Annotated in this window: 8 protein-coding genes and 1 pseudogene; 7 read left to right on the top strand and 2 right to left on the bottom strand. The window is 73.5% G+C overall.

Features of this window, described 5'->3' with window-relative positions; genetic code table 11:
• A pseudogene (locus OO63_RS46465) lies at nucleotides 1-254 on the bottom strand (sigma-70 family RNA polymerase sigma factor); the annotation flags it as partial.
• Nucleotides 255-300: 46 nt separating this feature from the next.
• Here OO63_RS46465 and OO63_RS45795 point away from each other — a divergent pair.
• The 5 genes from OO63_RS45795 (at nucleotide 301) to OO63_RS40620 (ending at nucleotide 6,073) form a co-directional block, all read left to right on the top strand.
• The gene (locus tag OO63_RS45795; RefSeq protein WP_051811784.1) at nucleotides 301-2,949 is read left to right on the top strand and encodes an ATP-binding protein; all 2,649 of its coding nucleotides are present in this window, start codon (nucleotides 301-303) and stop codon (nucleotides 2,947-2,949) included.
• A gap of 390 nt (nucleotides 2,950-3,339) precedes the next feature.
• Complete coding sequence (locus OO63_RS40635) at nucleotides 3,340-3,789, top strand: subtilase-type protease inhibitor (RefSeq protein WP_030362437.1); 450 nt, start codon at nucleotides 3,340-3,342, stop codon at nucleotides 3,787-3,789.
• 296 nt (nucleotides 3,790-4,085) lie between these two features.
• Nucleotides 4,086-4,919, top strand: coding sequence for a cupin domain-containing protein (locus tag OO63_RS40630; protein WP_030362436.1), 834 nt, complete (start codon nucleotides 4,086-4,088; stop codon nucleotides 4,917-4,919).
• A 108-nt stretch (nucleotides 4,920-5,027) separates the two neighbouring features.
• A complete protein-coding gene (locus OO63_RS40625; protein WP_030362435.1) occupies nucleotides 5,028-5,489 on the top strand; it encodes a nitroreductase family deazaflavin-dependent oxidoreductase in 462 nt (153 codons plus the stop codon).
• Between the two features lie 44 nt (nucleotides 5,490-5,533).
• Nucleotides 5,534-6,073 (top strand): GNAT family N-acetyltransferase, encoded by a 540-nt coding sequence (locus OO63_RS40620; RefSeq protein WP_030362434.1) that lies wholly within the window; start codon nucleotides 5,534-5,536, stop codon nucleotides 6,071-6,073.
• 88 nt (nucleotides 6,074-6,161) lie between these two features.
• On the opposite strand, the gene OO63_RS40615 is transcribed toward OO63_RS40620, so the two are convergent.
• The gene (locus tag OO63_RS40615; protein WP_030362433.1) at nucleotides 6,162-7,037 is read right to left on the bottom strand and encodes a TauD/TfdA dioxygenase family protein; all 876 of its coding nucleotides are present in this window, start codon (nucleotides 7,035-7,037) and stop codon (nucleotides 6,162-6,164) included.
• A 534-nt stretch (nucleotides 7,038-7,571) separates the two neighbouring features.
• Between OO63_RS40615 and lpdA the strand changes: the two genes are divergently transcribed.
• Nucleotides 7,572-8,975 carry a dihydrolipoyl dehydrogenase gene (gene lpdA, locus OO63_RS40610; RefSeq protein ID WP_030362432.1) on the top strand — a complete coding sequence of 468 codons (1,404 nt, stop codon included), beginning with the start codon at nucleotides 7,572-7,574 and terminating at the stop codon, nucleotides 8,973-8,975.
• Nucleotides 8,976-9,192: 217 nt separating this feature from the next.
• Nucleotides 9,193-11,424, top strand: a complete 2,232-nt coding sequence (locus OO63_RS40605) for an MMPL family transporter (RefSeq protein WP_051811782.1) — start codon at nucleotides 9,193-9,195, stop codon at nucleotides 11,422-11,424.
• Nucleotides 11,425-11,467 lie beyond the last annotated feature (43 nt).

Here is an 11,467-nt window from a genome sequence, read left to right as displayed (position 1 = left end):
TCGCCAGTGGCCGGGGAGGCCGGTCCGGCGGCGGCCGGAGGCGCCAACTCGCCAGTGGCCGGGGAGGCCGGTCCGGCGGTGGTCCGGTCGGCAGCAGCCGCGCATGCGGACTCGGCGACCACGTCACCAGCCGCCACACCCCCGTCGCCCTCGGCCTCCGCCTCGCCCTCGGCCTCGGCGACATCGGCACCCGCGCCCGCGGCTGCCCGCTCCCCCGTCCCGGCAACCGCCGCGCCCGCCCCGACCCCCCGCACCAACCTCCCCGCCCCGGTCGCCCCGCTCGTCGGTCGTGACGACGCCGTGGCCGAGGTGCGTCAACTCCTCACCGCCACCCGGCTGGTGACGTTGACCGGACCCGGGGGCGTCGGCAAGACGCGCCTGGCCGTCGCGGCGGCAGGCGGGGTCGCGGACGGCTACCCCGACGGGGTGTGGCTGGTCGAGCTCGCGGGTCTGGAGGCCGGAGCAGGACCTGGGACAGAGGCTGGGACCGGGGCCGGGGCGGAGGTCGGGATCGGGACCGAAGTCGGGCCCGGGGTGGGGGTCGACCCTGTGGCCGAGGCCGTGGCGCGGGTGATCGGGCTGCACGAGGAGCCCGGCGCGCCGGTGGCCGCGGCCGACCGGCTCACGGAGGCATTGCGCGGACGGCGGCTCCTGCTCGTGCTCGACAACTGCGAGCATCTGGTGGACGCCGTGGCCGAGTTGGCCGACGGCCTGCTGCGCGAGGTGCCCGGGCTCACCGTCCTCGCCACCAGCCAGGAGCCCCTCGACGTGAGCGGCGAACGGGTCTGTGCGGTGCCGCCGCTCGAACTCGCCGGCGCCATGGAGCTGTTCCGGCAGCGCGCCGGGCTCGGCTCCGGGGCCGATCTGGGCGCGGACGACGCGGAGGCCGTCGCCGAGTTGTGCGTACGGCTCGACGGGCTTCCGCTGGCGCTGGAGCTCGCGGCCGCGCGGGTGCGCACGATGGGCGTGCACGGGCTGCTGTCCCGCATCGACGACCGGTTCGCCCTGCTCGGCCGCGGCTTTCGCGGGGCGCCCGCCCGGCAGCGTACGCTCCGCGCGGTCATCGACTGGAGCTGGTCGCTGCTCTCGGAGCCGGAGCGCACGGTGCTGCGGCGCCTCGCCGTGCACGACGGCTGCACCCTCACCGCCGCCCGGGCCGTGAGCGCGGGCGGCGCCGTGCGCGGCGCCGACGTGCTCGACCTGCTCTCCCGCCTCGTGGACCGCTCGCTGGTGGTGGCGTCGGACCGGGTGGACGGGCCTCGGTACTGCGTGCTCGAGTCCGTCCGGGAGTACGGCGCCGAACAGCTGCGGGAGGCGGGCGAGTCCGCCGACGTGCGCGAGCGGCACAGCGTCCACTACGCCGGACTCGCCGTCACGGCGGGCCGTTCGCTGCACGGTCCCGAGCAGCGCCGGTGGCTGGATCGCCTCGACGAGGAAAGCGCCAATCTGCGCCGCGCCCTGGACACGGCGGTCGAACGCGGCGCGGTGGAGCGCGCGTTGGCCATGGTGAACGCGTTGGCCTGGTACTGGGTGCTGCGGGGGCGGATCGCCGAGGCACGGAGGTCGCTGGACGCGGCCCTCGCGCTGACGCCGGGCGGCGCGCGCACCCCCGCGTCCCCCGACTCCCCTGCCGCTCCCGAGCCCCCCACCTTCACCTCCACCCCCACCGATCCCACCTCAGCCGCCGCCTCCCCCGACCCCACCGCCGCCGCCCGGGCCCTCGCCCTCGCCTGGCGCACCGGCATCTCCCTGCGCGAGGGGGGCGACGACGCGGGCGTGGACGCGTACCCGGACGTCTGCACGGGCACGGACACCGGCCCCACCACCGCCACCACAACAACCCCCACCACCCACGCCACCCCCGCCTCCCACGACGAACCCACCCGCCTCCTCCAGGCGACCCTCGCCGCCCACCAGGACCTCGACGACCCCTCAGGCCGCGCCACCGCCCTGTGGATCCTCGGCTCCGCGCAGTTGGGCGCGGGCGCCGTGCGGACCGGGGAGCGCCTGGTGAACGAGGCGCTCGACGCGTTCTCCGCCCTCGGTGACACCTGGGGCACCGCGGCCGCGCTGAGCGTGCGGGCCCGGCACGCGCTCGCGCACGGCGACCTCGCCGCCGTACGCCGCGACAGCGCGCGCAGCGCCCGCCTGTTCCGCGAACTGGGCGACGAATGGGGGCAGTTGCAGACCGTCTTCCCGCTGGCAACGCTCAGCGAGATCGCGGGCGACTACGCCGCGGCGGCCCGGCTGCACCGCGAGGGACTGGCCATCGCCGAGCGCCTCGGGCTCTGGACGGAGGCCTCCAAGCGGCTGTCCGGGCTTGGCCGGATCGCGCTGCTCACGGGCGACTTCGACGAGGCCCGCGCCGCGCACGGGCGCGCCCTGCGGCTCGCGCGCGACCACAGCTTCCGCTCCGGCGAGCTGGACGCGCGGATCGGCCTCGGCCTCGGGGCGCGCCGAGAGGGCGACCTGGCGGGCGCCGAGGAGCACATGTGCGACCTCCTCGCCTGGTTCCGCAGGGCCGACTACGGGCCGGGCACGACGCTCGCGCTCGCCGAGCTGGGCTTCGTGGCGGAGCTGCGCGGCGACGCGGCGCAGGCGCACGCGCTGCACGCGGAGGGCTTCGACGTCGCCGTCGGCCTCGGGGACGCGCGGGCGCTCGCCCTGGCCCTGGAGGGCCTCGCGGGGGCGGCGGGCGCCGCCGGGGAGCACCGCACGGCCGCGACGCTGCTCGGCGCCGCGGCGGCCGCCCGCACCTCCGTCGGCGCCCCGCTCCCGGAGGGCGAGCGCCGGGACGTGGACCGGGTGGCGGCCGCCGCCGTGGCGCAGCTGGGCGGGGCGGCGTACACGACCGCGTTCGACGAGGGCGAGCAGATGGCCCCTGAGCAGGCCCGACGCCTCACGTCCCGCACGCCCGAACGCCCCGGGGATCCACTGTCGTCACACTGACCCCACCCGCCTCACAGGCGTACTAGCTCCTCAACACCCACGCGGTCAAGCACCGGTTTCCAGTCGAACGCCGCGCCGAGAAAAACGACCAACCGCTCATTTTCCCAGGTCAGCGTGTTGTTCTTGGTTATACCACCTGACGGATCCCACATTCTGGACGGCCTCCGCACACCGCGACTGGCCGCGCTGAGCTGCCCGAACGGTCATTCGGCCCTCGCTCAACGGACGCACTCATCCGGAAATCGACCATCCGCTTGCCGCTTACTCAGCGCACTTGCAAGACTCCCGACCGCAACCAGGAACGGCACACGCAATCTCCACGTAACACCTGGTTTAACCCACAAGAAACACAACTCTCGTACTTCCCACCCGCATTGAAGGAGCGTCAAAGTGCGTCACCTCCCGAAGACCGTGAGCGCGGCCGTAGCCGTGGCCGCCGGCGTCCTGACCGTCACGGCGGTCTCGACGGGCGCGGCCGGTGCTGCGACCCCGGCACCGACGGGCCTGTTCGCGCCGTCGGACCTCGTGCTCACCGTCGGCCAGGGCGACGACGCCGCCACGGCGACGGTGCAGCGCGCGGTCACCCTCAGCTGCGCGCCGAAGGCCACCGGCACCCACCCGGCGCCGCGCGCGGCGTGCGCCGAACTCTTCGCCGTCGAGGCGCGGTTCGACAAGCTCGTCGACCAGGCCCCGAAGGTCGCGTGCACCAAGGAGTGGAACCCGGTCGTGGTCTCCGCGGCCGGCGTCTGGCAGGGCAAGCACGTGGCGTGGACGACCACCTTCGGCAACCCGTGCTCGATGAAGGCGGCCCTCGCGGACGGCGCCCTGCTCAACTTCTGACGGATCATCCGTCCACCCCCATACCCCTCGGCAACCTTTCGTGGGGGGAGGAAGCCGAGGTACGCGGCCCCCGATGTCCCGAGCATCGGGGGCCGCACAATTTCCCCCCGCCCGCACGCCGCGGCTCTGCCCGCCGCCGGGCCCACGCCACAACCCGTGCCCTCCCGCCCGGGTCGTTCCGGCGGAACCTGCCCGATCCTGTCCGGGAACCGGATCCCGTCCGGCCCGAGGAGGCCCCCGCCGTGCACACCCCCGAGACGCCCCCGCGCCCCGCGCCCCCGACCACCCCGGGGCCCGTGCCCCCCGCCCGCCGTGACCCCGCCGTATACGAGGGTCTGCCGGGCGGCATCGGTGTGTCCCTGCTGCGCGTGTACGACTGGCCCGCCGCCGACGGCCTGAGCGGCGGCACCCCACACCTCCACCTCACCTGCACGGAGGGCTACGCGGTCGTCGGCGGCCGGGGCGCCGTGCAGACCCTGACGCCCGCCGGTTTCCGGCAGACCCCGCTGACGCCGGGCGCGCTCGTGTGGTTCACGCCCGGGACGATCCACCGGCTCGTCAACGAGGGCGGCCTGACCCTCCACGTCCTGATGCAGAACAGCGGCCTGCCCGAGGCGGGCGACGCCGTGCTCACCCTGCCGCCGCACCTGCTCACCGACCCCGAGACGTACCGCGCCGCCACGGCCCTGCCGCCCCGCGGAGCCCACGGGAGCGACGAGGACGGCCGGGACGACCCTGATGGACCCGATGGACCCGATGGACTCGATGGACCTGATGGAGAGGACGGCGCTGACGCGGCCGTGGCGCGTGCGGCCCGGCGCCGCCGCGACCTCGCCGTCGAGGGGTTCACCGCGCTGCGCGCCGCCACGGAGGCGGGCGACCCCGAGCCCCTCGCCGCCTTCCACCGGGCCGCCGCCACGCTCGTCGCACCCCTGACCTCCGCGTGGCGCGAGCGCTGGCGCACCGGCGCCGCGGCGGCGGCAGCCGCCACCGGCGCCCAGCTCGACGCGCTGACGAAGGGCGACGCGAGCCACCTCGCCGCCGCCGGGGTGCGTGCCGAACAGCCCGTCGAGCGCGGCCGGTTCGGGATGTGCGGACGGCTCGACGTATACGGGACGGGCTCCGCCTGAGCGGGGCCGGGGAAGGGTTCGCAGCCGCCTGTGGTTGACGAGCACCGGAGCGGCACCCCGGCCGTGTCCACGAGCCTCCCCCACTCCCCCGACCCGAGGAGCCCGCGCATGAGCACCGCACACGACACCCTGGACGGCGAGTACGAGCCCAACGCCTGGGACTGGGTGGCCGAGCACGTCGCCCGCTACGAGGCCAGCGGCGGCACCGAGGGCCTGGAGATGCACGGCTTCCCGACCGTCGTCCTCACCACCAGGGGCGCCAGGTCCGGCAAGATCCGCAAGACCCCGGTGATCCGCGTCAGCGACGGCACGCGTTACATTGCCGTCGGCTCCGTGGGCGGCGCGCCCAAACACCCGGCCTGGTACCACAACGTGCTCGCGCACCCGCGCGTCCGGCTCCAGGACGGCCCGGTCGTCAAGGAGTACGAGGCGCACGTGGCCGAGGGCGAGGAGCGCGCTGCCTGGTGGGAGCGCGCGGTGGAGACCTTCCCCCGGTACGCCGAGTACCAGGAGCAGACGGAGCGGATCCTGCCCGTCGTGGTCCTGGAACCGGTCGCCGAGGAGTCCTGACGCACGGATGACACATCGATGAGTACGACGACGGGGGACGACACATGAACCGCGCGGGACACACCGTCGAGGCCGAACCCCTCACCACCGCGCGCCTCACCCTGGAGCCCCTGCGCGTCGCGCACGCCGAGGAACTGGCCCCGGTGCTCGCCGACCCGGAGCTGCACACGTTCATCGGGGGCGCCCCGGACGACCTCGCGACGCTGCGGGCCCGCTACGCGCGCATGGTCGCCGGGTCGCCCGACCCGCGGGTCTCCTGGTGCAACTGGGTGATCAGGGTGTCCGCCGACGGCCGTCCGGCGGGCACCGTGCAGGCCACCGTCGGGCCCCGCGAGGCCGCCGACGGGCTCGCGGCCGAGATCGCCTGGGTGGTGGGCACGCCCTGGCAGGGCCGGGGCATCGCGTCCGAGGCGGCGCGGGCCCTCGTGGCCTGGCTGCGCGGCCTGCCGGAGGTGACGTGCGTCCTCGCGCACATCCACCCCGACCACGGCGCTTCGGCGGCCGTGGCCCGCGCCGCCGGGCTCGCGCCCACCGAGGAGTGGCACGACGGCGAGGTCAAGTGGCTGCTCACGTGCGACCGCTGAGGCCGCCCGGGGCGCGGCCTGGCCCGCGCCCCGTCCGCGTCTCTCGGCAGGACCGGTCCCCCGCGTCCGCAGGGCCGGTCCCCCGCGGTCAGTAGGGCCGGTCCCCCGCGATCGCGACCCGCTCCGCCACCCGCCGGTGCGGCGCGTAGTCGTCGACGGCGTAGTGCTGCGTCGCCCGGTTGTCCCAGAACGCGATGTCGCCCGGCTGCCACTGCCAGCGCACCTGGTACTCCGGCACATGGGCCTGACGGATCAGATGCCCGAGGAGCCGGTCGCTCTCGGCACGGTCCATGCCGACGATGTGCGTGGTGAAGGACGTGTTCACGAACAGCGTCCGGCGCCCGGTCTCCGGGTGCGTGCGCACCACGGGATGGGTGACGGGCGGGAACTCGTCCTGGTACGGGACCAGTTGCTCGGGGCCGTAGAAGCGTGCGAAGCCCGGGATGAAGTCGTGGACGGCCCGCGCCCCGTCGATCCGGGCCTTGATGCCGTCCGGGAGGTTGTCGTACGCGGCGGCCATGTCCGCCCACATGGTGTCGCCGCCGACGGGCGGGACCTCACGGAGCTGCAACACGGCGCCGAGCGCGGGCCGTTCGCGGAAGGTGACGTCGGCGTGCCACACGTTCTCGAAGGTGGGTGCCGCCGTGCCGCCCTTCTCGAAGCGCACGACGTCATCGGCGGCGCCGCGCGCGAGCAGCGGGTTGGTCTCCAACTCGCCCCAGCAGCGGGCGAAGGCGCGCTGCTGGTCGGAGGTCAGGTGCGCGCCGCGGAAGAACAGCACCTTCCACTCCAGGAGGGCGCGGTGCAGTTCGGCGCGGACCGCCGGGTCGAGCGGCCGGGTGAGGTCGGCCCCCCGGATCTCGGCGCCGATGACGCGGCCACGGGGCACCACGTCGAGGTGTTCGTAGGGCCGCTCCGTCCAGCCGTCGGGGAGGCGGCGCAGGGTGCGGCGGCCCTCGTACATGCCGTCGGCGGGGACGCGGACCTCACGGAGGGGGCCGGGCGGGTTCGGGGCGTCGTGGGGTGCGGCGGTGGACGTGGGCAGAGCCGTCATGGTGATGATCCTCGCGTCGGGCGAAAGGCCTGGACCGGGCCGGACACAGGCCGGGCGAACGGGGCTTCGGCGCGGGGCCCGACACGTACGCAGAACGTACGGTCACGGGGGCGCGGCGCCGCGGGGTCGCGGTGGTCGCGTCAACAGCCCGATCGCTCGCACCCGCGCCGCCACGGGACGTTGAAACGCCCGAGGCCGGTCGTCAGGTGCTGGATCATGTCGGCCATTGTGGGTGGCGGTTCCCGTTTCCGTCAACAGGTGTTGACGGGGCTCCCCCTTGCCCGGGAAATCCCCGCCGACCTGCGCGGAAGATCCGAGGACGCCGGTGAGTTGTACGGGCGGCGCTCCCGCGCAAGGCTGACCCGGCCGACATCGCGACGCCCGGATGACGGATGATCGACCCATCCGTACCAGGCAACTGTGCAACGCAGAGAGGACCACCCCATGGATGACCGCTTCGACGTCGTCGTGCTCGGAGCAGGACCCGGCGGATATGTCGCCGCCATCCGCGCCGCCCAGCTGGGCAAGCGGGTAGCGGTCGTCGAGGAGAAGTACTGGGGCGGGGTCTGCCTCAACGTCGGCTGCATCCCGACGAAGGCGCTGCTGCGCAACGCCGAGCTGGCGCATCTGTTCACGCACGAGGCGAAGACGTACGGCATCAAGGTCGACGGCGAGGTCTCCTTCGACTACGGCGAGGCGTTCCGGCGCAGCCGCACCGTCGCGGACGGCCGCGTCAAGGGCGTCCACTTCCTGATGAAGAAGAACAAGATCACGGAGTTCGACGGCCGCGGCACCTTCCTCGACGCGCACACCCTCCAGGTCGCGAAGGCCGACGGCACGACCACCACGATCGGCTTCGACCACTGCATCATCGCCACCGGCGCCACCCCGAAGCTGCTGCCCGGCACCCGCCGCAGCGAGCGCGTGGTGACGTACGAGGAGCAGATCCTCGCCGACGAGCTGCCGGGCTCCGTCGTGATCGCGGGCGCGGGCGCGATCGGCATCGAGTTCGCCTACGTCCTGCACAACTACGGCGTGAAGGTCACGATCGTCGAGTTCCTGGACCGGATGGCGCCCCTGGAGGACGTGGACGTCTCCAAGGAGCTGGCCAAGCAGTACCGCAAGCTCGGTATCGACGTGCTCACGTCGACGCGGGTGGAGAGCATCGACGAGTCGGGCGAGCAGGTCCGCGTCACCGTCACCGCCAAGGACGGCAAGCAGCAGGTCCTGGAGGCCGACAAGGTCCTCCAGGCCATCGGCTTCGCCCCGAACGTCACCGGCTACGGCCTGGAGGCCACGGGCGTGACGGTCACCGAGCGCGGCGCCATCGACGTGGACGGCCGCTGCCGCACGTCCGTGCCGCACATCTACGCCATCGGCGACGTGACCGCGAAGCTGATGCTCGCGCACACCGCCGAGTCCATGGGCGTCATCGCCGCCGAGACCCTCGCGGACGCCGAGACCATGGAGCTCGACTACCCGATGATCCCGCGCGCCACCTACTCGCAGCCGCAGATCGCGAGCTTCGGCTGGACGGAGGCGCAGGCCCGCGAGAAGGGCTTCGACGTCCAGGTCGCCAAGTTCCCGTTCCAGGCGAACGGCAAGGCGCACGGCCTCGGCGACACCGTCGGCTTCGTCAAGATCATCAGCGATGGCACGCACGGCGAGATCATCGGTGCCCACCTGATCGGCCCCGACGTCACGGAGCTGCTGCCCGAGCTGACCCTGGCCCAGCAGTGGGACCTCACGGTGCACGAGGTGGCCCGCAACGTGCACGCCCACCCGACGCTGGGCGAGGCCGTCAAGGAGGCCGTGCACGGCCTGGCCGGACACATGATCAACTTCTGACGGGTTCCGCCCCGCCGCCTGTGCGCGCGTCGGCCCCGCCCCCCGTACGCGGGTGGCGGGGCCTTCGCGCGCGCGGACGGCTCCTCCCGTGCGCGGGCAGGGCCGTCGGGCGCACCGCACGGCGCCCCCACGTGCCCCCAAGTGGCGGAGTCGGGCTCCCCGGAAGATCCTGGGCAGGATGTGACGTGCCTCGGGGGCCGAGGAGAGGCAGCTGCCGATGTTCTCTGGCCTGGGCCGATTCGTGGTCCGCCGCCCGTGGTGGATCATCCTCGCGTGGGTGGTCGCCGCGGGAGCCGTGATCTCGCTGGCACCGAAGCTCACCTCCAGTTCGGACGAGGCGAGCTTCCTGCCCGACCACTACGAATCCATCCGCGCTTCGGACCTGCAGGAACGCGACTTCCCCCGGCAGCAGAACATCGGCGCGATCATCGTGTTCCAGCGCTCGGACGGTGCGCGGATCACCGCCGCCGACTCCGCGGACGTCACCCGGATCGCCAAGGACCTGGCGGCGAAGAAGGTCAAGGAAGTCCAGGCGATCGACCCCGGTGAGGTCTCGCCGAACAAGCTCGTGCAGACCGCGATCGTCGCCATGCCGAAGGTCACCGACCCGGAGGACACCTCCCAGCAGGACGCGGTCGAGCAGCTCCGCAAGGACCTCAAGCCGGAGCTGAAGGGCACCGACCTGAAGGCCGGCATCACCGGCTCCGCGGCGCAGGCCCTGGACGAGAGCGACGCCTCGGAGCGGGCCGGGATCCTCGTCGGCGTCGGCACCATCGTGATCATCATCGTGCTGCTGCTGGTGATCTTCCGCAGCCCCATCATCGCGCTGCTCCCCGTCGTCCTCATCGGTCTGATCTCGCCGATGGCGACGGGCCTGATCGCCTCGGCCAACAAGGCCTTCGACATGAAGGCCGACTCCTCCATCCAGGAACTCCTCACCGTCGTCCTGTTCGGCGTCGGCACGGACTACATCCTGTTCCTGCTCTTCCGCTACCGGGAGGCGCTGCGCGCGGGCGAGGACCCCAAGGGCGCCATGGTGCACGCCGTGGAGCGGGTCGGCGAGGCCATCACCTCGGCGGCGGGCGCCGTCATCGTGGCGTTCGCCGCACTGACGCTGTCCTCGCTCGGCATGCTCCGCTCGATGGGCCCGGCCCTCGCGATCGCCGTGTTCCTGACGCTGCTCGCGGGCCTCACGCTGGTGCCCGCCGTGGTGTCGCTGCTCGGCACGAAGGTGTTCTGGCCGTCGAAGTCGTGGCAGCGCGAGCCGCACGGCACGGGCTTCGCCAAGCTCGGGACGTCGATCGCCCGCAAGCCCGCCGTGTGGGCGGTGGTCTCGGGCCTCTTCATGGCCGCCCTGGCGCTCGGCGCGCTCGGCTACAAGGCCAACTTCGACCTCGCGGGCTCCTCGCTGCCCAAGGACAAGGAGTCCATCGTCTGGCAGGACAACCTGGAGAAGGGCTTCCCCGCGGGCAGCACCGACCCGACCTTCGTGTATCTGACGTCGACGGGCGACCGGCCGCTCGCGGCCGACCAACCCGCCGCGTTCCGCGAGCGGTTGGAGTCGGTCGAGGGCGTCGGCGAGGTGGCCGCGCCGCGCGTCAGCAAGGACGGTACGACGGCCGCGTACTCGGTCGTGCTCTCCGATCCGCCCGCCTCCGAGAAGGCCCTCGCGACGGTGAAGGACCGACTGCGGCCCGCGGCCCACGACGACGCGCCCACGGGCACGGAGGCCCTGGTGGGCGGCACGACGGCCGTGTACGTCGACATCAACAAGGCCGTGGACCGGGACTACTCGGTCGTCTTCCCCGTGGCCGCCATCGCCATCATGGTGATCCTGGGCCTGCTCCTGCGCAGCCTGGTGGCGCCCTGGTACCTGATGCTGTCGGTCGCGCTCGGCTTTGGCGCGACGCTCGGCGCGACCTCGATCCTGTTCCAGCAGATCGGCAGCCAACCGGGCCTCATGTTCATGCTGCCCGTGATCATGTACTTGTTCGTGGTCGCGCTCGGCACGGACTACAACATCCTGATGGTCTCGCGGCTGCGCGAGGAAGCCCGCGAGGGCCGCGACCCGCACGACGCGGCGGGCACGGCGGTGCGCCACTCGGGGCCGACGATCGGCTCGGCGGGCGTGATCCTCGCGGGTACGTTCGCGACGCTGATGCTCGCCGGCAACTCCACGCTGTCCCAGATGGGCTTCTCGCTCTCCTTCGGCATCGTGATCGCCGCGTTCGTCATGGCGCTGATCTTCACGCCCGCGCTGACGGCCCTGATCGGGCATGCCGCGTGGTGGCCGGGGCACGGTGACGAGAAGCGGAACGGCGGGAGCGGGGGCGGGAGTGCGGGCGACGGCAGTGCGGGTGGCGGCGGTACGGGTGGCGGCAGTACGCGGGACGGGGCGGGTGAGCCCGCGGGGCCGGGGCCCGGGGTGGGCGCGGGCCCGCCGCGGTGAGCCGGGGGCCCGGTGCCGCCGGGGGCAGCGAACGGTCGGAGGC

Origin of the sequence: Streptomyces alboflavus (assembly GCF_000716675.1) — a bacterium.
GTDB classification, from domain to species: Bacteria; Actinomycetota; Actinomycetes; order Streptomycetales; family Streptomycetaceae; genus Streptomyces; species Streptomyces alboflavus.
Note: the sequence above shows the minus strand (reverse complement) of the source record. Positions and strands in the feature narration are given on the sequence as shown.

What these genes read in the sequence shown, in the direction of transcription:
- OO63_RS40625 (WP_030362435.1), top strand. Translation starts at nt 5,028, where the DNA reads ATGAGCACCGCACACGACACCCTGGACGGCGAGTACGAGCCCAACGCC.
- OO63_RS40620 (WP_030362434.1), top strand. Translation starts at nt 5,534, where the DNA reads ATGAACCGCGCGGGACACACCGTCGAGGCCGAACCCCTCACCACCGCG.
- OO63_RS40615 (WP_030362433.1), bottom strand. Translation starts at nt 7,037, where the DNA reads ATGTACGAGGGCCGCCGCACCCTGCGCCGCCTCCCCGACGGCTGGACG.
- lpdA (WP_030362432.1), top strand. Translation starts at nt 7,572, where the DNA reads ATGGATGACCGCTTCGACGTCGTCGTGCTCGGAGCAGGACCCGGCGGA.
- OO63_RS40605 (WP_051811782.1), top strand. Translation starts at nt 9,193, where the DNA reads ATGTTCTCTGGCCTGGGCCGATTCGTGGTCCGCCGCCCGTGGTGGATC.